The organism is Sphingomonas sp. Xoc002, from assembly GCF_050408055.1.
Classification (GTDB): domain Bacteria; phylum Pseudomonadota; class Alphaproteobacteria; order Sphingomonadales; family Sphingomonadaceae; genus Sphingomonas; species Sphingomonas yabuuchiae.
Map to the genome: position 1 here is coordinate 2,108,599 of NZ_CP191175.1, position 19,005 is coordinate 2,127,603.

Consider the following 19,005-nt stretch of genomic DNA (forward strand, 5'->3'; position numbering starts at 1 on the left):
GTCCAGTCCCCCGTCATCAGAAGGTCACGGCGATCTTGCCGAAATGATCGCCGCTTTCCTGATAGCGGAATGCATCGGCCAATTCATCCAAGGTGAAGGTTCGATCGACCACCGGCCGGAACGCCGCATCGTCCAGAGCGCGGACGAATTCCGTCTGCATCCGGCGGCTGCCGACGATAAGGCCCTGCAACCGCGCCTGCTTGCTCATCAGGGTGGCGGTCGGCACGTCGCCCGCAAAGCCGGTCAGCACCCCGATCAACCCGATATGCCCGCCGATCCGAACAGCGTCGATCGACTGGGCCAGCGTACCCGGCCCGCCCACCTCGATCACATGATCGACACCCTCGCCCGCCCAGTCATGGACGAGCTTCCCCCATTCGGGGTGGGTGCGATAATTGATCGTATGCGCGGCCCCCAGCGAGCGGGCCCGTTCCAGCTTTGCGTCGGAGGACGAGGTGACGACCACCTGAGCGCCCATCATCCGCGCGATCTGAAGCGCCCAGATCGACACGCCGCCGGTCCCCAGAACCAGCACGCGGTCCCCCGCCTTCAAACCGCCGTCGACGACCAGGCTGCGCCATGCGGTCAACCCGGCCGTGGTGATGGTCGCCGCCTCGGCATGGCTATAGCCCTTCGGCGCGCGGGTAAAGGCGGTCGCGGGGGCGACCACCATTTCGCAGGCATAGCCATCGATCCCGTCCCCCGGCACGCGTGAAAAGTCGCCGATCCGGGGCGGCCCTTCCTGCCAGTCGGGGAAGAAGCAGGAGACGACCGAATCGCCCGCCACGAAGTCCTGGACGCCCTCCCCCACAGCCTCGACGATGCCCGCGCCATCGGCCATCGGGATACGCCCATCCTGGGTCGGCATGCGGCCCGCCACGACACCATAGTCATGATAATTCAGCGACGTCGCGTGTAGCCGCACCCGGATCATACCCGGTCCCGGCGCACCGGGATCGGGGCGGTCGACCAGTCGCAGACGGTCCAGCCCACCGGGTGCATCGAGGATCATCGCCTTCATGCCGTCGCCTTCATCGCTGTCTGTCGATGAAAAAACCAACGCTGCTGCGGTGCAATGCGATCCCTCAGCCGGTCGCCAGAGACCACCCGTCGGGCAGGAAATCGACTGACATATAATAGTAAAAGGCACAGCTGCCGTCGCCGCCGCGATAGCTGCCGCCCTTGACGATGCCGTAAGCCATACCGCCGAGGAAGACCGGCCCGCCACTGTCCCCGCTGCGACAGGTCGGTCCCCGCACTGCAACCCAGGTCGGGGTACAGCCGCCGCCGCACAAATCCCCGGCGGGCGCAAAGTCGGGTATCCACACCTCGGCGCAGCTATAGCCCGTCCGCTCGCCGCGATGGCAGACGATGTCGCCCGCACGGGTCTGGTCGCGGCTCCTCTGCCCCGTGACGCGGCGGCTGATCGTCTTGGCCGTGTCGCTCCAGAAGGTGGGCGACAACGACATCGGGCTGCCATTCACCTGCACGTCCTGATAGCCCCATCCCCATTGGCCGAGAAAGGGCAGCGGATGCTCGCGCCGTTCCGCGTCGGTCCAGACCAGATTGTCGGGACAATGGGCGGCCGTCACGACCGCGCTGTCGCTCCCGCGTCGGACGACGAACCCGCTGGTGCAGGCATAGCGTCGACCATTGCCGGGATCGATACCGGTCAGCCGCGCGCCACCCTGGAGGTCGGCCAGATCGCTGTCCGGCGCATCCAGCGTCGCGATCCGCACCGGCACGCCTGCGATCCGGGCGATCCGATCCCGCAGGGCATCACCCGGCTCCGCCTCGGCATCCGCGCGGGCCACCATCACGACCAGCGCCCCGATCCGGGGATCGACGCCGATGCCCGGCGGCTGGGTCAGGCTGGCGCGGATTTCGGTCTGGTGGAGCGCGAGTGCGACGACCAACTGGCGGTGTGTGGCATAGGCCCCGGTCCGGAAGCGAACCAGGACCGGACTTCCCGCCACCTGCACCACCCGGTCCGCGACGGGCGTATCGCCGGTCAGCAATATGTCGATATGGAAAGGCGCATGACCGACCGACAGTCCGGCGAGGCGGCCGGCGAACTCGGCCTTGAGCGCGTCGGTCAGCGGCACCGACGCCTCCTGCACCGCCAGTTCGTGCGCAACCGCCATCGGCGTCTGCCCGGACAGGCTGGCATATTCCGCCGCATCCAGAGCAAGGGCGGCATTCCCGTCGAGCGACCCCGCAGCCTGCGCCCATGCGCCGCCCGGCATCATGACAAACAGGGCCGCCGCCCATCGCGGGAAAGCCCATCTATCCCGCCGACAAAATTTGCGCTGGTTATATCCCATTGGTTTAGTATGTATTACTCATGAGGAGCCGATAAGCGGCGATACACGGCATAAACGACCAAGGGGACCGAATTGATGTTGCGACGCCATGCCCTTCCGCTGCTTCTGATCGCATCGGCCGTCCCGCTGGCCGCGTGCTCCAAATCGGAGCCTGCCAACAGCACCGCCATCGACAATGGCGGCGTGACGAACGACGAGCTTCTGGCCAATGACGAAGGGCCCGTCGACGGCAATGCGACGTTCGGCAACGACGTGCTGCTCGACAATGAAGCGGCGCCGGGCGGCGCGAACGCGAGCTAAAATTTCCTTCGGTGGCATGGGGCCCCTTTCCGGGCTTCGTCACCGCTCCTGCCTCGCCAAAGGAAGCTCCCTGTGGCGATCGACTGGTCCGGCGGTTACGCAAACCGCCGGACCGTTTTTATGTCAGCGTTCGGGAATGCCCAGCGTGCGCAGGACGCGCATATCCTGTTCGACCACCCCGGCCGAGAAGCGCTCGATCAGCCGCTGCGCCTGACGCCACATGCCGGTCGGCGCAGGCGTGGCGCGCGGCGGGGCCAGCAGGCGACCGCCGCAGATGCTGGCCAGTGCCGGGCCGTGATTCGCACCCTCGACGACCAGCGAAGGAAAGGGCAAGGCCGCCTCGGGCGAGGCGAACATTTGGCCGCTCTGGCGGTCGAGCGAATCGGCGGCGGGCGGCTGGAAGAACAGCGCGCCTGCGACCTTGGATACATAATGGCTGGGCGACAGCCGCGCCCACCAGATGCTGGCCAGACACGCCGCACCCTCGGCCACCAGCAGCACCGCCTTGTCGGCATGCGCCACCGCATGGTCCAGCCGAGTCGCCCAGATATCGCGGGTCTCCCGCGATCCGTCGTCAAAGGGAAGTTGCAGATCGCCCTGCCGGGGCCAGGCGAACAGGCTTTCCCACGGCATGGCGCGCTCGCCGCCGGGTTTGCCCGCGATAGGCCCCACCACAGGCAGGGTGATGATCGAGAAGGGGTCGTTCAGACGCAGTTCGGCCGCCATGGTCTTCTCCGTCACTGATCCTCACAAGGTACGTCAGTTTCGGGGAAGGGCAAGGGGTGACGGACGCACCCCCGCCTCACCTCGTCTTTACTCGGCCGCCATGGGCCGGGCCAGCCGACGCGAATCGCTCAGCGCGGTCGCGATGCTGTCGACCATCAGCTCATACTGGTCGGGGGTGTAACCGGCGGCCAGGAAGGCCCGAACCTCGTGCGAGGGCACGCTATAACCATGATGCCAGCTCAACACCGCCATCCGGCGCAGCGCCTCCAGCGAGGGATCGGCCAGGCGCGGGTTGCGGGTCTCGCCGAAGATGCTGCCGATCGCGCGGATCAGCTTGGTCGGCTCGCGCAGGCTGGACAGGCGGTCGCGGCGGGCGAGTGCGACGACCTGCCATTCGAGGGCCGACAGACGGGCATCCGGGCGGATGGCCGCCGCGCCCTGCTGTGCGATGGCGGCATCGACGGCGATCCGTGCGGCACCGATTTCCTGAAAAGCGACATAGGCCATGATGCAAACCCCTTTTTGCGCGGGACATCCTGCCCCGGCCAGCATCACGCCCGCTCGAGGAAGCGGCACCGGGCCGCCTTGCCTGCTGTCTCGCCATTTCGATCGCGAAGGTGAGGATCACCTTCCATACCGGCTGGTATATTAATCCGCCGTACAGGCGTCAATGATTTTCATACCAACCGGTATTAAAAAATTCCGGCCTAGCGTGAGGGCCATAGCGCCAACGCCGCATCGACCATCGATTGCAACTGCTCCGAAGGGACACCGCACCCTGCCTGGACGCCCATGCCCTGCAACACGGCGAAGATCAGATTGGCCAGTCCCGCCGGATCGACATCCGCAGGCAGATCGCCCTCGTCCACCGCGCGCTGGAAACGTCCGACGATCGCCGCCTGCGACGACGCACGCCGCGCCACCACTTCCGCCTTGATCGACTCGGCTTCCGATCCGCAGGCGACCGAGTGGATCACCCCCAGGCAGCCCTTCGGCTCCCATTGGCTGGTCATGGCCTTCAGCGCACCGCGCAGCAGATGCTCGGCGACGCCGCGCGCCGTGGGCTGATCCAGCGCTTCGCGGATATAGGCGAGCTTCTCCGCCTCGTAGAGGTCGAGCGCCTTGTGGAACAGCGCCTCCTTGTTGCCGAATGCGGCATAGAGGCTGGGCTTGGTGATACCCATCGCCTCGGTCAGGTCGGCCATCGACGCGCCCTCATAGCCCTTGCTCCAGAACACACGGAGCGCGGAGGCCAGGGCTTGATCGGTGCAGAATTCACGCGGGCGGCCCTTACACGCGGGCAGAGCATTTTCCATAACGGTCGGTATAGAATTTCGGCGGCGTTTTGGAAAGCCTTTCCCGCACAAACGAAGAATGGTCCGTTTTCGGAACCATATTAAGCTTTTTGCAACGGCCCATGGAACAAAGTGTCGCCAGGGGGATGACACATATGATGCTCAACATCGTAGGGTGCATTATCGGGCAGCATGATCCCTGGTTGATATTGCCCGCTCTGGGTGTGTGCGTGCTGGGGCTGGTCGCTTTGTTCCTGCTGCACGACCGGGCCGACGAATGCGTCGAGGTCCGCCGACGCAACTGGGTGGCGCTGGCAGCGATCACGGGTGGCGTCAGCATCTGGTGCACGCATTTCCTGTCGATGCTTGCCTATCGGGGTCCGTTGCCGCTGGGCTTCGACCTTCCCTTGACCCTGAATTCTATCGCGGCGCCCTGCCTGACCCTTTGGATCGCGCTCGGCCATATCCGCCGACGGCGTGACATGGCCGGCTGTCTGACCGTTGGCGGGCTGACCATGATCGGGATCGGCGCCATGCATCTGGTCGGGATGGCCGCGCTGATCGTCCCGGCGAAGATCCGTTACGACCTCTGGGGGCTGGCCACTGCATTTCTCAGTGCCATGCTGCTGCTGACGGGCGCATTCCATATCCATGTGCGGATGCGGGGACGGGGCCGTACCGTCCTGTCCGTCGGCGTCGCGGCACTGGGGATCGTCGTCCTGCACTTCGGGGCGATGACGGCGACGACGCTGGTTCCCGGTGGCGTGGTCGTGGATTCGAACCTTCATCCGCTGCAGCCGCTCAACCTCGCGCGCATGGTCGGCCTGGTGACGGCAGCTATCGTGGTCGCCTTGGTCGCGGCGGCGCTGCTCGACCGCCATCTCACCGACCTGCGCGGCCTGACCCAGGCGACGCGCGAGGGGATCGCGATCCTGAACCACGGCCGGATCATCGAGGCCAATGCCAGGCTTGCGACGATGCTTGATATAGAGCCGGGTCGGCTGACGGGCTCGCGCCCCGAAGACTGGCTGGAAGCGGTCGACGGCACCCCCCTCTCACTCGTCGACGGCGGGCTGATCGAAACCCGGCCGCGCGATATCACTTCATCCGACCGCCATCTGGAGATCGCGGGCCATGAAATCGAATATCGAGGCCGCCGCGCCATGGTCATGTCGGTACGCGACCTGACCGAACAACGCCGCGCCCAACGCCAGATCGAATTCATGGCGGTCCACGACCCGCTGACCGAGCTCCCCAATCGCGCCTTTTTCAACCAGGCGCTGGAAAGCGCGATCGCTCAGGCCGATCACAAAGGCCCGTTCGCATTGCTCGCACTCGACCTCGATCGCTTCAAGGCGGTCAACGACCTGTTCGGCCATGCCGCGGGTGATGCCATATTGTGCCGCGTCGCGGCCATACTGACCGCCGCGATCGATCAGGCGGGCGTGGTCGCGCGGGTCGGCGGCGACGAATTTCTGATCCTGCAACGCGGCATTGAGGACCCCGAATGTGTCCGCAGGCTGACCGAGTCGATCCTGGAGGCCTTTGCCACCGAAATGGACCTAAGCCGCGATCCGATGGCGGTCGGGGTCAGTATCGGCGTCTCGCTATTTCCCCAGGACGCGACCGACGCCCAGTCGCTGCGGCAGAATGCCGATGTCGCGCTCTACCGCGCCAAGACCGGCGGTCGGGGCACTGCATCCTTCTTCGACCAGGACATGGATCGAACGATGCGAAAGCGCCTCGCGCTGGAGCACGACCTTCGCCACGCCCTGCCACGCGGCCAGATGCGGCTGGCCTATCAACCCCTGGTGTCGACCGACAGCATCGCCGTCATCGGCCATGAAGCGCTGTTGCGCTGGGAACATCCCGAGCGCGGCATCATAGAGCCCGGCGAGTTCGTGCCGCTGGCCGAGGAGACCGGCATCATCCTGCAACTGGGTGAATGGGTGCTGTCGACGGCGTGCCGGACGGCCGCCGCCTGGCCCGCACCCATGACGCTGGCGGTCAATGTCTCGCCCATCCAGTTCCAGCTGCCGAACCTGGCCGAGATTGTGGCGCGGGCCATCGACGAGAGCGGCTTTCCCGCCCATCGGCTGGAGCTGGAGATCACCGAGAATGTGCTGCTTCACGATCGCGAGTCGACGCTGAAGACGCTTCATCAGTTGAAGGCGATGGGCGTCGGCATCGTCATGGATGATTTCGGCACCGGCTACAGCTCGCTCAGCAACCTGCAATGCTTTCCGTTCGACAAGATCAAGATCGACAAGAGCTTCATCTCGGGCGTCGCCACCGATGCCGCCGCACGCTCGATCGTCCGGGCGATCGTCGGGCTGGGGCATAGCCTGAACCTGCCCGTCGTCGCCGAAGGGGTCGAGACGGCCGAACAGCATCGCATGGTGCTGGAGGAAGGATGCCCCCAGGCCCAGGGTTATCTGTTCGGCCGCCCCGCCCAACCTCTGGTCGGGGTTCAGCCCTTGGCCAGGGCGCTGCGCTGACGCCCATAGGCGAAGTAGAAGGCCAGACCCGCCAGGTTCCAGATGATGAAGCGGACGATCGTCGCGCTCGGCAGGCTGAACAGCAGGTAGATGCAGCCCAGAATGGCGAGCGTTCCGACCAGATAGGGCTGCGGACAGCGGAACAGCCGCTTGGCCTCCGGTGCCCGGCGCCGCAGGACCATCAGACAGGCCCCGACCGCGATGAAGGCCAGCAGCGTGCCCGCATTGGCCAGCTCGGCAATTTCGTCGAGGCGGAAGATGCCCGCGACGATCGCGATCGACACGCCCGTGACCAGCGTGATGCGGGTCGGCGCACCGCTGCGCTTGCTCACCACCGCCAGCGACTGGGGCAGCAGGCCGTCACGTGCCATGGTGAAGAAGATGCGGCTCTGGCCGTACATCATCACCAGGATGACCGAGGGCAGCGCGATGACGGCGGCCAGCGCGATCAGGTGCGCCGCCGTCGGCTGGCCCAGCGAACGCAGGACCAGGGCCAGCGGCTCGGGCGAATTGGCAAGTTGCTGGAAGGGCATCGAGCCGACCGCCGCGATCGCCACCGCCATATAGATCAGCGTGCAGACCAGCATCGAGCCGACAATGCCGATGGTCAGGTCGCGGCTGGGATTCTTGGCTTCCTCGGCCGAGGTCGCGACCGCGTCGAAACCATAAAAGGCGAAGAAGACGATTGCCGCCGCCGCCATCACGCCGCGCTTGGCACCGTCGACCTCATGCGCGGCAAAGCCATAGGGCATGAAGGGGTGCAGGTTGTTGCCGTTGAAGGCCGGCAGGGCAAAGGTGACGAAGACGCCCAGCGCCACCAGCTTTATGACGACCAGAATGATGTTCAGGGTCGCACTTTCACGGGTGCCCGCGATCAGCATCCCCATCACCGACAGCGCAACCACGACGGCAGGCAGGTTGACGATGCCGCCGCCATGCGGACCGGACAGAAGCGCGGGCGGCAGATGCACCCCCGCCGCCTGGATCCAGCCGACCAGATAGCCGCCCCAGCCCACCGCCACGGCCGAGCAGGACAGCGAATATTCAAGGATCAGGCTCCACCCCACGACCCAGGCGAGCGTTTCGCCGAGTGCGGTGTAGCTGAAGGTATAGGCGCTGCCCGCCGCCGGGATCAGCGTCGCCAGCTCGGCATAGGCGAGTGCGGCGCAGGCGCAGACCGCGCCCGCAATGGCAAAGGCCAGGATGACGGCGGGTCCCGCCCGCTCCGCCCCGACGCCGGTCAGCGTGTAGATGCCGGTGCCGACGATCGCGCCGACCCCCAATGCGATCAGGTGCGGCCAGCTGAGCGTCTTGGCCAGCGCCTGCCCCTCCGCATGCTGGGTCACGCTGCCCAGCGATTTCCTCGGTCCGAACATCGTCGAAAAATCCCCCCGCCCCATGGGCTTGTCATTGTCACTCGACGGGTGCGAACCCGCCTTTCAGGTCCATCAGGGTGGACCGGATATGCGTATCAAGCAATGCCTTAACCCGGTCGGCGTCGCGCGCCAGAAAGGCGTCGAGCTGTTCGCGATGCTCCAGATGCGCCCGCGCGTCGCGCCCGGCGGGCTGCAGATGCGCGACGACGTAGCGTTCCGCCAGCAGCGCGAGTTGACGGATCAGCTGGATGGTCAAGGGCTGTCGCGTCGGGCGGACCATGGCCATGTGAAAACGACGGTTGCAGATGGCGACGCGCGCCAGATCGCTGGCCGCCGCCTGGTCGAGCGCTTCGAATGCGGCGATCAGGGCGGCGCGGTCCCCGTCATCGGCGACCAGCGCGGCGCGCGCGGCGGCCGCGGGTTCCAGCTTCAGACGCAGGCCGTAAATGTCCTCCGCCTGCGCGGCGGACAGCGCGCTGATCATATAGCCGCGGTTGGCGACGCCGTGGAGCAGCCCCTCCTGCTCCAGCCGGGCCATCGCCTCGCGCAGCGGTATCTTGCTGACGCCCAGTTCGGCGGCCAGCGCATCTTGGCGGATCGCTCGATCAGCGGGGATGGCCCCCGCGATGATCCGTTCGCGTATGATCGCGAAAATGCGATCCGCCAGGGTCTGCACGACAATGACGCCCTCGCCCCGATAACGCCCGTCATCCAGGGCGACGTCGGGTAGCGAGAGCGCCGTCGCCATCAGGCGGCCTTGGCCTGGCCCAGGTTCGGGCGGGTCGCGGCGGCCTTTTCGACCATCGCGATCACCTCGGCGCGGCGCTCGCCTTCCAGGACATAGCGCGGCGGCAGGACGCGCTCCGAACCACGGCCCATGACCTGCTCCGCCAGCTTGATCGACTGGACCAGATCATGCTCGGCATCGAGGTGGAGGAGCGGCATGAACCAGCGATAGATTTCCATCGCCTTGGCATGATCGCCACGGTCGAACGCCGCGACCAGTTCGACCGATTCCTTCGGGAAGGCGTTGGTCAGGCCCGAAACCCAGCCCTGCGCGCCCAGATACAGCCCTTCGAGCGCCACGTCGTCCAGACCGGCGAACAGGGTGTAGCGATCGCCGAACGCGTTGCGGAAATCGGTGAAGCGGCGCGTGTCGGGGGCCGATTCCTTGACCGCGACGATGTTCTTCACGTCGACCAGCGCTTCGAGCACCGACTGGTCGATGACCGTGCGGTACGCGGGTGGATTGTTGTACAGCATGATCGGCAGGCCGGTCTGGTCGGCCACGCCCTTGAAGTGGTTCACCAGCTCATGCGCCTTGGGCACATAGACCATCGGCGGCAGCAGCATCAGGCCATCGGCCCCGGCCTTTTCGGCAGCCTGCGCATAACGCACCGCGCGGCGCGTGTCATATTCCGAACAGCCGGTGATCACAGGTACGCGGCCCGCCACCGCCTCGACGATGGCGGTCAGGACCGTGACCTTCTCGTCATAGTCGAGCGAGTTGTTCTCGCCGACCGTGCCGAGCGCGATGACGCCGGTCACGCCGTCATTGACCAGATCGTCGACGACGCGCTGCGTGTCGGCGAGATCGATCGACATATCCTCGCGGATCTGGGTCGTCACTGCGGGGAATACGCCGCGCCAGCCGATGCTCACTATCTGTTTTCCTGCCATTGTTTTAGATATCGTATACTGTTTAACGCGTCATATCCGTGCGGTCAATCGTCATTCCTCATCGGGATACGGTCCCTTGCCTCCTTCGGCGATGAAACGGTCGGTCCGCTGGTCGATGACCGGCAACGGAACATAGCCCAGTTGCAGCATCGCATCGTGCCAGGCGCGGATATTGAACTTCGGCCCCAGTGCCTTTTCGGCCTTGGCCCGCGCCCGCTGAAAGGCAAGCTGCCCCATATAATAGGACAGCGCCTGACCCGGCCATGCGATATAGCGATCGACCTCGGTCTCGATCTCGTGATTGGACAGGGCGGTATTATCGCGCAGATAGGCCTGCGCTTTTTCGCGGCTCCAGCCCATGGCGTGGACGCCCGTGTCGACGACCAGCCGCGCGGCACGCCATGCCTGATAGGACAGCATGCCGAAGCGATCGTAAGGCGTCTTGTAGAAGCCCATATCCTCGCCCAGTGCTTCGCAATAAAGCGCCCAGCCCTCGCCATAAGCCGACAGATAGCTGTCGCGCCGGAAGGCGGGCAGGCTCTTGTTCTCTGCCGCCAGGGGCATCTGGAAGGCGTGACCCGGCGCGCTCTCATGCAGCGTCAGCGCGGGCATCGCATAGAGCGAGCGCGACGGCAGGTCATAGGTGTTGACCAGATAGATGCCCGTACCGCCGCGCCCGGCGGTGTAGAAGGGCGCGATATCGGCGGGCACCGGCTTGATCGCGAACCGGCTGCGCGGCAGGCGGCCGAACCAATCCGACGCGATCCCGTCGAAGCTCTTGGCCAGCCATGCGGCCTTGTCGAGCAGTTCCTGCGGAGTCTTGGGGTAGAATTGCGGATCGGTGCGCAGGAAGGTCAGGAAGGCCGGGAAATCGCCCTGGAACTTCACCTCCTTCATCACGCCGTCCATCCGCGTGCGGATCCGCTGCATCTCGGACAGGCCGACCGCATGGACCTGTTCGGGCGTCATGTCGGCGGTCACATATTCGCGGATCTTGGACCGGTAATAGGCCTGCCCATCGGGCAAGTCATAGGCCGCCGTGCTGGCCTGGGCATGGGGGATATAGTCCTCGCGCAGGAAGGTCAGCAGCCGCCGATGCGCGGGCAGCACGTCGTCCCGGATCGCCACGATCGCCTCCGCACGGAGCGCCGCGGCGGTCGCGGGCGCCATGCTGGCGGGCATGGTCTTGAACGGCTCGTAAAAGGGCTGGGCATCGCCGGTCCCGGCATCGACCACCTGCGCGACGCCGATCTCGCGTCCCTTCAGCGTGACGCGCGGCACGGTGAAGCCCCGCGCGAGACCGGCCCGCATGTTCGCGATCTGCTGGTCGTAATAGCGCGGCATCTGGCGGAGCATCGCGATATAGTCGCGATACTGGCTTTCCTTGGTAAAGCTGCCCCGCGCCCAGCTGGCCAGATTGCCCCAGAAGCTGGTGTCCGAATTGAGCGGCTTTTCATATTCGCGGAACCGCTGCGCCGCGAGCAGCGCATCGATCTGGCCGCGATAGACCATATAGTCGGTGCGCACATCGGGGGAGAGCCTGGCCGGATCGATCGCATCCAGGGCCTTGGCGGTCGCTTCCCAACGTGCCAGCCGCGCGGCCTGGGCCGCCGGGCCGACATCAGGCAATTGCCGCGAGCCCGCGCTGCCGCTGTCCTCATCGGCCGCATTCTGGCTGATCCGCCATTGATATTCGGCATCCGACAGCGCGCGGAACCGGGCGTCCGGCGTGGCGGCCGTCTTGTGTGCGGCCTGGGGGCGGCCCTTGGCCTGTGCCCCGCCCAGCGGCGTCGCCACCAGAGCCACGCCCGCCAGCAGCCATCCGATCCGGTTCGTCATGCTCATAACCCCCTTGCTCAACCCTTCAGCGCCGTCACGTCGCGGTAGAGATCGGCCGAAATCTCGACCCCCTCGACCAGCGACACCTGACGCGCGCTATAGCGGCGGGCAGAGGGCAGCCGTGCCCCCTGCCCCGTAATCGCGGCAAACATCGCCTCGGCCCGATCCTGATTTTCGGGAAGAAGATCGCCCAGGAAGCCTTTGGGATCGATAGCAATAATCAATTCGCCACCCAGCGGCGAGCCGCCGCGCCCGCCATCCCAGTCGATCGACTCGCGGCTGGTCATGTCGCCGATCAGCGGCCCGGCGAGCAGTTCGACCATTGCCGCCAGCGCCGATCCCTTATGCCCGCCGAAGGTCCGCATCGCGCCCGACAGGATCGCTGCCGGGTCGGTGGTCGGCCTGCCATCGGCATCGACGCCCCAGTCGTCGGGCACGCTCTTGCCTGCCCGGCGATGGAGTTCGATCTCGCCGCGCGCGACCATGGAGGTTGCAAAGTCGAACACGAAGGGCGGCCCGTCCGGGCGCGGCCAGCCGAATGCGATGGGATTGGTGCCGAACACCGGCTCGGCCCCGCCCGAGGGCGCGACCCAGGCATGGCTGGGCGTGAAGGCCAGCGCGACCAGTCCCGCCTCGGCCAGTTCCTCGACCTCGGGCCAGAGCGCGGCGAAATGCACGACATTGTTGAGCGCCAGCGCGGCGATGCCGTTGGCCTTCGCCTTTTCGATCAGCGCAGGCTTGCCGGTCTGGAAGGCCAGCTGCGCAAAGCCGCCGCCGCCGTCGACGCGGACCAGCGCGCGGGCGGGATGCGACAGGACCGGCTCGGCATCGGGGACGACCACGCCCTTTTGAATGCTGGAGACGGCGACCAGCAGGCGGTAGATACCGTGCGAGGTGCATCCATCACGCTCGCCCGCCACCATCGTCTCGGCCACCGCTTCGGCATGGGCGGGGGCCAGCCCCGCGCCCAGCAGCTTGGCCCGCGCCAGCGTGCGCAATTCGTCTAGGGTCATCCGCACGCCGCTCACGCCGTGGCCCCCGCCTTGGCCGCAAACAGCCGCATGCCGAAGATCGGGCCCGCCGTGTTGCGATCATGCGGCACGATCCGCACACGCACGCTCTTCTTGCCCGCCGTCAGCGCGGGCGGCAGCGGGTATTCGACGTCGAAGAACGCGCCGGGCTTGTCGTTTTCCAGATGCTGGGTGGCGACCTTCACATTGTCGACCAGAATGTCGAAGTCCCGCGCCCGCTCTTCGCCCCAATAGGTGCCCTGCAGGATCATCGGGCCGGGACGCACCGCCATGGTGAACTCGAAATAGCCCCCCGACCGCGCATCACGCCCCTGTCGCCCGCGATAGGAGACGGGGTAGGAGATGTCGGAGGTCAGGCCATGATCGCGCTCCGGCTGCATCTCGCCCAGATGCATGACATCGACCGAACGCGCGGCGATATCGCGTGCCCGGGCCTGATCGGCCAGGAACGCCGCCTCCTGCGTCTTCCATCCTGCTTCGGTGAAGCGCTTGAAATAGACGGCGCTGCGGCGGTCATATTGGCTATAGAACGGCACGAAGCTGAGGTCCGCCGGACGGAAGACCCCCGCCGTCCTGTATCGCGCGGTCGCCGGATCGGCGGCGGTGAAGCCCGCCAGCGGATTGGCGCCGACCAGCACCGGGTCGGGCGAGTCCCACTTGTCCTCGCGCCCGCCCAGATCGGCCGCCATCACCATCGGTCCGCGCAGGACCGCCACGACGCTATCGTCGCCGGGCGTCGTCTCGACCCGCAGGTCGAGCGGCAGGCGGATGGAAACCGTATCCCCGGTCTTCCACCGACGATCGACTACGGCATAGCCCCGCTCGAAGCGCGGGGACACGGCCTGGCCATTGACCTCGACCTGCGCCTGCCCGTTCGCCCAGCCCGGCACACGCAGCGCCAGCGGGAAGCGACCCGCCCGGTCGAGGCGCGTGAAGCTCAACCTCGCCTGCCCTTCCATCGGATAGGCGGTGTCGAGCGTCACGATCGCACCGCGCTTCTCCCACCGCGCCTCGGCCGGGATGTAGAGATTGACGAAGAAGGTGTCGCCGCCCTGCCAGAAGATGGACTCGCCATGCTTGGCATGCGCCTCCATCCCTGACCCGACGCAACACCAGAAGGCGTCGTCCTTGTCGGTCGAGAACTCGCGCACCACGCCGCTCATCAGCGGCGTCATATAAGTGAAGCCGCCATTTTGCGGATGCTGGGCGGCCATCGCGTGGTTCAGATGCGCGCGTTCATAATAGTCGAAATAGCGCCCGTCCGGCTGCCAGCCATAGAGATGCCGGGTCAGCTTCATCATGTTATAGGTGTTGCAATGCTCGCACGTCTGGTCGGTGACGTGCCGCGCGATCGTATCGGGTTCGGAGAAATATTCGCGGTCGGCATTGCCGCCGATGACATAGCTGTGATGGCCGGTGACGGTTTCCCAGAAGAAGCTGGCCCCCTTGGCGGGTTCGGGCTTGCCGGTGATCTCGTGGATACGCGCCAGCCCGATCAGCTTGGGCACCTGCGTATTGGCGTGGAAATTGGCCAGCTTGTCCTCGCCCGCGACCAGCGGGTCGAGCACCTTGCGGTCATAGATACGCTCGGCCAGTGCGAGCCACTGACGGTCGCCGGTCCGCTGGTAAAGCTCGGCATAGCTTTCGTTCAGCCCGCCATATTCGCACCCCAGCACCGTCTGCATCTGCGCATCGTCGAGCGCGGCGAAGACACGTGCGAAATAACCGCCCAGCTTGACCGCGACGTCCAGTGCCTGCGCATTGCCCCAGCCGCCATGGATGTCGAGCAGACCCGCGAACAGCTTGTGTACCGTATAGAGCGGCGACCAGGAACCGTTGAGGTCGAAGCCGCCCGACTTGATCTTGCCGGCCATGATCTCGGGGAAAATCTCCTCGCCATCGACCACCTTGCCGTCGGCCCGCTTGCGCCCGAGCGCGCCGACATAGCCGGTGCCGCGCTTGGCCTGCGCCTCCGCCAGTTCGGCCACGATATAGTCGGCGCGGCGACGCATCTCGGTGTCGCCGGTCTGCTGCCAGGTCAGGACCAGCGCCGACATGTAATGGCCCAGCGTATGACCCGCGATCGTGTCGCTTTCCCAGCCGCCATAGATTTCGGCCTTCGGCTCGAGCCCGGCATAGGCGCGGAAATTGTGGAGCAGGCGATCGGGGCTCAGACGGTAAAGATAGCGGCGGTTGGTCTCGACCGCGGTCGCATAGACCGAGGGGCGCAACCGCACCGCCGACAGCGGCAAAGGCTCGGCCTTGGCCGGAAGAATCGACGGCGCAGCCCCCACCGCGCGGGTCGCCATTCCCATCAACGCGACGCCTGCCGCCCCCTGCATCCATTCGCGTCTGCTCGACCGCAGCATCTTGCTCTCCCGGTAATACTGTATACCAATATAGACAGAACGGGAGGGGGGTCAATTGCGATGGTCCCGCAGAGGAGCTTCCCGAGGTCAGGGATTTTATCGTCATGCGCCAGAGCCTTATCCGCCTTTTGCCCGTCACGCTGGCCACGCTTTCGATCGCGGCAAGCGCGCATGACGCAGGCCGCGCTGCCCCCCGAAAGACAGCCGGTGTTTCGCAGAAGGCCGCGAATTCCCGTTTCCAGGTCGGTGCGTTCCACCTGATCCTCGACCCCGTCAGCCAGACCGCGCGCGGCCTTTCGCCGGTCGCGACGCCCGACTTCGACTTCCTGCCCATCGGCCGCGCCAAGGAACGTGCAGGCAATGGCTATAACCATCTGGGCGACATCCATCTGCGCCTGCGCCGGGGCGGGGGTGCGTGGCAGGACTATTCGTCTTCGCGCGAACGTCGACCGGTGCGGGCGCTGCCCGCACGCGGCGCGGTTCTGGCGGCGGCGGATATCGGCGGGTCGATGGGCACCAGCATGCCGCTGCGGATCGTGCGGGAATGGGTGAACGACAAGGGCACCCCGGCCCTGCGCTTCACGCTGACCAACACCTCCAACGCGCCGGTCGAGGTCGGCGGGCTCGGCCTGCCGATGGTGTTCGACAACATCATTTCCGACCGGACGCTGGAACAGGCCCATGCCCAGGCCAGCTTCGCCGACCCCTATATCGGTCGCGATGCGGGCTATGTGCAGGTCACGCGGTTGAACGGCGCGGGCCCCGCCCTGCTCGTCCTGCCCGAACGCGCCACCCCGCTGGAGGCCTATGTCCCGATCCCGACGCTGCGCGAGACCAAGGGCCAGGCGGTAATCTCGGAGGCCAGCCCGCGCGCGCAGACCTCGGAAGGCTTTTACGACTGGACCATCGCCAGCGCCGCCTATGCCCAGACCGATTGGGCCAAGGCGGGCGCGCCGTGGAACGAGGCGACCAGCTTCACCCTGGCTCCCGGTCAGAGCCGCAAGATCGGCCTGCGCCTCGTCACCGCGCCCAGCATCCGCGCGATCGAACCGACGCTGACGGCGCAGGGGCGTCCCGTGGTGGTCGGCGTACCCGGCTATGTCGTGCCGACCGATCTCGACGCGGCGCTGTTCGTGCGGTCCCCATCCGCGATCACCGGCATGGCCAGCTATCCGGCAGGCGCGCTCGATGTCACGAAGGCACCCGGCAAGCCGGGCTGGACCCGCCTGACGGTGCACGGGCGCCAATGGGGTCGGGCGCGCCTGACCCTCAGCTATGCCGATGGCACCGTCCAGACGGTCCAGTATTTCATCACCAAGCCGCTTGAACAGACCATGGCCGATCTCGGCCGCTTCTCGACGACGAAACAATGGTTCGAAGGCAATGGCGATCCGTTCGGCCGCTCCCCCGCCATCCTGACCTATGACCGCGAAGCGGACCGCCTCGTCACCGCCGATCCGCGTGTCTGGATTTCGGGGATGAGCGACGAAGGCGGCGCGGGCAGTTGGGTCGCGGCGGTGATGAAGCAGCTCGACAATCCCAACGCGGCCGAGATCGCCCGGATCGAAGAGCTGGTAGACAAGACGATCGTCGGGCGGCTTCAGGTCGCGAGCGGCCCCCAGGCCGGGGGCGTGAAGAAGAGCCTGTTCTATTACGACCCGGCCGCTTTCCCCGACCTCTACAAACCCGATGCGGCCTGGAAGAGCTGGACGTCGTGGAAGAAGGATCAGGCCGACGATCTCGGCCGCGCGTATAATTATCCGCACGTCGCGGCGGGACATTGGGCGCTGTACCGGATCGCGCGCAATCATGCCGGGCTGACGCGGGTGCATGACTGGTCATGGTATCTTGACCATGCCTATCAGACGATTGTCGCGATGATGCGCGATGCACCGCATTATGCCCAGTTCGGGCTGATGGAGGGCGACGTTTTCGTCGACATCCTGACCGACCTGAAGCGAGAGGGCTGGACCGACAAGGCCGCCGAGGTCGAACGCCTGATGAAGGGCCGTGCGGATCACTGGCGCACCCTGCAATATCCGTTCGGCAGCGAGATGGCCTGGGACTCGACCGGCCAGGCCGAGGTCTATGCCTGGATGCGCTATTTCGGTTACGGTCCGCAGGCCGATGTCACGCGCGAGGTCATCTTGGGCTATGACCCGTCGATCCCGCACTGGGGTTATAACGGCAATGCCCGGCGCTATTGGGACTTCCTGTACGGCGGCAAATATCCCCGGCTGGAGCGGCAGATCCATCATTACGGATCGACGCTGAACGCCATTCCGCTGTTCGATTCGTTCCGCCGCAATCCCGCCGACCTGCATCTGCTGCGTGTCGCCTATGGCGGGTTGCTGGGCGGTATCACCAATATCGACCAGAACGGCGCATCTTCCGCCGCCTTCCACAGCTGGCCCGACCGGATGGAGTGGGACCCGTATAGCGGTGATTACGGCATGGGCTTTTTCGGTCATGCCTATGCCGCGGCCACCTATGTGGTGAACGATCCGACGCTGGGCTGGCTGTCCTATGGCGGCAACCTGTCGCAAAATGCCGGACAGGTTCATGTCGAGCCGCATGACGGTGCGCGCGCGCGGGTCTTCGTCGCCCCCGCCGGGCTATGGCTGACGCTGGAGGCGGGGAAGTTCAAGGCGGTCGATTATGATCCGGCGAGCGGCGCGGTCCGCCTAACCCTCGATCCGGCGACCGGCGACGCGCCCGCCGCGCGTCTGTTCGTCGAGACGACGACGCCCGGCGGCCGTGCCTATCGCCCCGAGCGGGGTACGTTCGAGCGGGGCGGCTATACCGTTCCGTTGTCGGGCGCGGCATCCGAGCTGCTGCTGTCCGCCAGATAGGCGGCGAGCTGGCGGACGAGCGGCCCGTCGGCGGGCGGCATGGGCCAGGCATGCATATCGGCGGGCTGGCACCAGGTCAGCCCGTCCGCCTCCAGCGCGACCGGCATGCCCGACCAGGACCGGATCACATAAAGCAGCAGGAGCAGATGGCGACCGGGCAATGGCTCGGTCGCGAAACCCGCCGGTTCCAACGCTTCGGCGGCGACCGTGATCGCCAGCTCCTCGTGCAGTTCGCGGACCAGCGCCGCCTCGGGCGTCTCCCCGGGCTCCAGCTTACCGCCCGGAAACTCCCATAGCCCCGCCAGCGCCTTGCCCGCAGGGCGCTGTTGCAACAGCACGCAGCCATCCGCATCGACCAGCGCGGCGGCAACGACGGGAAACAAGACTGGCAAGGTCGGGCTGTCGATCATTTCTTAACCTTGGGCACCTATATGGCGGGCGTCATGGGAGTGCGTGCGATCACGAAGATGCTGCAACGCCTGCTGGCCGATTCGCGCGGCGCGTCGGCGGTGGAATATGGATTGATCGTGGCCGCCGTGATGCTGGTCATGATCGTCGGCCTTTCCCAATTCGGCCTCAGCCTGGAAAATCTGGCCAATCGTATCGCCACCGAACTGAATCGCGCAAATCATTAAATTTGATTCGGAAACGGCCGCCTTCAAACCTTTTTAACCAGTGGGCCGGTAAAGCGCCAAAAGCTGAACCGGCGCTCCGG

16 protein-coding genes are annotated in these 19,005 nt (G+C 66.0%); 4 read left to right on the plus strand and 12 right to left on the minus strand.

The window, feature by feature from the left end; genetic code table 11:
- Positions 1–16: 16 nt before the first annotated feature.
- Positions 17–1,021, minus strand: coding sequence for a zinc-dependent alcohol dehydrogenase family protein (locus ACQR50_RS09395; protein WP_428968105.1), 1,005 nt, complete (start codon positions 1,019–1,021; stop codon positions 17–19).
- A gap of 64 nt (positions 1,022–1,085) precedes the next feature.
- The gene (locus tag ACQR50_RS09400; protein ID WP_428968106.1) at positions 1,086–2,249 is read right to left on the minus strand and encodes a hypothetical protein; all 1,164 of its coding nucleotides are present in this window, start codon (positions 2,247–2,249) and stop codon (positions 1,086–1,088) included.
- Between the two features lie 150 nt (positions 2,250–2,399).
- Here ACQR50_RS09400 and ACQR50_RS09405 point away from each other — a divergent pair, with 150 nt between their 5' ends.
- Positions 2,400–2,624, plus strand: coding sequence for a hypothetical protein (locus tag ACQR50_RS09405; protein ID WP_428968107.1), 225 nt, complete (start codon positions 2,400–2,402; stop codon positions 2,622–2,624).
- Positions 2,625–2,747: 123 nt separating this feature from the next.
- Here the strand turns inward: ACQR50_RS09405 and ACQR50_RS09410 are convergent, their stop codons facing one another.
- The 3 genes from ACQR50_RS09410 to ACQR50_RS09420 all read right to left on the minus strand — a co-directional run bounded on the left by ACQR50_RS09410 (position 2,748) and on the right by ACQR50_RS09420 (position 4,666).
- A complete protein-coding gene (locus ACQR50_RS09410) occupies positions 2,748–3,350 on the minus strand; it encodes an alpha/beta hydrolase (RefSeq protein ID WP_428968108.1) in 603 nt (200 codons plus the stop codon).
- A gap of 87 nt (positions 3,351–3,437) precedes the next feature.
- Positions 3,438–3,857, minus strand: a complete 420-nt coding sequence (locus tag ACQR50_RS09415) for a hypothetical protein (RefSeq protein ID WP_056437302.1) — start codon at positions 3,855–3,857, stop codon at positions 3,438–3,440.
- A 200-nt stretch (positions 3,858–4,057) separates the two neighbouring features.
- On the minus strand, positions 4,058–4,666 hold the full coding sequence (locus ACQR50_RS09420; protein ID WP_428968109.1) for a TetR/AcrR family transcriptional regulator: 609 nt from the start codon (positions 4,664–4,666) through the stop codon (positions 4,058–4,060).
- Positions 4,667–4,800: 134 nt separating this feature from the next.
- Between ACQR50_RS09420 and ACQR50_RS09425 the strand changes: the two genes are divergently transcribed.
- Positions 4,801–7,143, plus strand: a complete 2,343-nt coding sequence (locus ACQR50_RS09425) for a bifunctional diguanylate cyclase/phosphodiesterase (RefSeq protein ID WP_428968110.1) — start codon at positions 4,801–4,803, stop codon at positions 7,141–7,143.
- Here ACQR50_RS09425 and ACQR50_RS09430 read toward each other — a convergent pair.
- The 6 genes from ACQR50_RS09430 to ACQR50_RS09455 form a co-directional block, all read right to left on the minus strand.
- Positions 7,116–8,519: an amino acid permease gene (locus ACQR50_RS09430; RefSeq protein ID WP_428968111.1), complete on the minus strand. Its 1,404-nt coding sequence runs from the start codon at positions 8,517–8,519 to the stop codon at positions 7,116–7,118. The genes ACQR50_RS09425 and ACQR50_RS09430 overlap by 28 nt on opposite strands.
- Before the next feature lie 37 nt (positions 8,520–8,556).
- Positions 8,557–9,267, minus strand: a complete 711-nt coding sequence (locus ACQR50_RS09435; RefSeq protein WP_428968112.1) for a GntR family transcriptional regulator — start codon at positions 9,265–9,267, stop codon at positions 8,557–8,559.
- Positions 9,267–10,181: a dihydrodipicolinate synthase family protein gene (locus tag ACQR50_RS09440; protein ID WP_058744152.1), complete on the minus strand. Its 915-nt coding sequence runs from the start codon at positions 10,179–10,181 to the stop codon at positions 9,267–9,269. Before ACQR50_RS09440 ends, ACQR50_RS09435 begins: the two co-directional genes overlap by 1 nt.
- 69 nt (positions 10,182–10,250) lie before the next feature.
- Positions 10,251–12,038: a DUF885 domain-containing protein gene (locus ACQR50_RS09445; protein WP_428968113.1), complete on the minus strand. Its 1,788-nt coding sequence runs from the start codon at positions 12,036–12,038 to the stop codon at positions 10,251–10,253.
- Positions 12,039–12,055: 17 nt separating this feature from the next.
- The gene (locus tag ACQR50_RS09450; RefSeq protein ID WP_428970676.1) at positions 12,056–13,051 is read right to left on the minus strand and encodes an Ldh family oxidoreductase; all 996 of its coding nucleotides are present in this window, start codon (positions 13,049–13,051) and stop codon (positions 12,056–12,058) included.
- A gap of 11 nt (positions 13,052–13,062) precedes the next feature.
- Positions 13,063–15,438 (minus strand): beta-L-arabinofuranosidase domain-containing protein, encoded by a 2,376-nt coding sequence (locus ACQR50_RS09455; RefSeq protein ID WP_428968114.1) that lies wholly within the window; start codon positions 15,436–15,438, stop codon positions 13,063–13,065.
- A gap of 104 nt (positions 15,439–15,542) precedes the next feature.
- On the opposite strand from ACQR50_RS09455, the gene ACQR50_RS09460 reads away from it, so the two are divergent.
- Positions 15,543–18,290: a DUF5695 domain-containing protein gene (locus ACQR50_RS09460; RefSeq protein ID WP_428968115.1), complete on the plus strand. Its 2,748-nt coding sequence runs from the start codon at positions 15,543–15,545 to the stop codon at positions 18,288–18,290.
- On the opposite strand, the gene ACQR50_RS09465 is transcribed toward ACQR50_RS09460, so the two are convergent.
- Positions 18,236–18,700: a (deoxy)nucleoside triphosphate pyrophosphohydrolase gene (locus ACQR50_RS09465; protein ID WP_428968116.1), complete on the minus strand. Its 465-nt coding sequence runs from the start codon at positions 18,698–18,700 to the stop codon at positions 18,236–18,238. The genes ACQR50_RS09460 and ACQR50_RS09465 overlap by 55 nt on opposite strands.
- 21 nt (positions 18,701–18,721) lie before the next feature.
- Here ACQR50_RS09465 and ACQR50_RS09470 point away from each other — a divergent pair, with 21 nt between their 5' ends.
- A complete protein-coding gene (locus ACQR50_RS09470; protein ID WP_428968117.1) occupies positions 18,722–18,925 on the plus strand; it encodes a Flp family type IVb pilin in 204 nt (67 codons plus the stop codon).
- The last annotated feature ends 80 nt before the right edge of the window (positions 18,926–19,005 follow it).

Bases quoted from the DNA above. Each gene is read 5' to 3' on its own strand.
- ACQR50_RS09395 (WP_428968105.1), bottom strand. From the start codon at position 1,021: ATGAAGGCGATGATCCTCGATGCACCCGGTGGGCTGGACCGTCTGCGA.
- ACQR50_RS09400 (WP_428968106.1), bottom strand. From the start codon at position 2,249: ATGATGCCGGGCGGCGCATGGGCGCAGGCTGCGGGGTCGCTCGACGGG.
- ACQR50_RS09405 (WP_428968107.1), top strand. From the start codon at position 2,400: ATGTTGCGACGCCATGCCCTTCCGCTGCTTCTGATCGCATCGGCCGTC.
- ACQR50_RS09410 (WP_428968108.1), bottom strand. From the start codon at position 3,350: ATGGCGGCCGAACTGCGTCTGAACGACCCCTTCTCGATCATCACCCTG.
- ACQR50_RS09415 (WP_056437302.1), bottom strand. From the start codon at position 3,857: ATGGCCTATGTCGCTTTTCAGGAAATCGGTGCCGCACGGATCGCCGTC.
- ACQR50_RS09420 (WP_428968109.1), bottom strand. From the start codon at position 4,666: ATGGAAAATGCTCTGCCCGCGTGTAAGGGCCGCCCGCGTGAATTCTGC.
- ACQR50_RS09425 (WP_428968110.1), top strand. From the start codon at position 4,801: ATGATGCTCAACATCGTAGGGTGCATTATCGGGCAGCATGATCCCTGG.
- ACQR50_RS09430 (WP_428968111.1), bottom strand. From the start codon at position 8,519: ATGTTCGGACCGAGGAAATCGCTGGGCAGCGTGACCCAGCATGCGGAG.
- ACQR50_RS09435 (WP_428968112.1), bottom strand. From the start codon at position 9,267: ATGGCGACGGCGCTCTCGCTACCCGACGTCGCCCTGGATGACGGGCGT.
- ACQR50_RS09445 (WP_428968113.1), bottom strand. From the start codon at position 12,038: ATGACGAACCGGATCGGATGGCTGCTGGCGGGCGTGGCTCTGGTGGCG.
- ACQR50_RS09450 (WP_428970676.1), bottom strand. From the start codon at position 13,051: ATGACCCTAGACGAATTGCGCACGCTGGCGCGGGCCAAGCTGCTGGGC.
- ACQR50_RS09455 (WP_428968114.1), bottom strand. From the start codon at position 15,438: ATGCTGCGGTCGAGCAGACGCGAATGGATGCAGGGGGCGGCAGGCGTC.
- ACQR50_RS09460 (WP_428968115.1), top strand. From the start codon at position 15,543: ATGCGCCAGAGCCTTATCCGCCTTTTGCCCGTCACGCTGGCCACGCTT.
- ACQR50_RS09465 (WP_428968116.1), bottom strand. From the start codon at position 18,700: ATGATCGACAGCCCGACCTTGCCAGTCTTGTTTCCCGTCGTTGCCGCC.
- ACQR50_RS09470 (WP_428968117.1), top strand. From the start codon at position 18,722: ATGGCGGGCGTCATGGGAGTGCGTGCGATCACGAAGATGCTGCAACGC.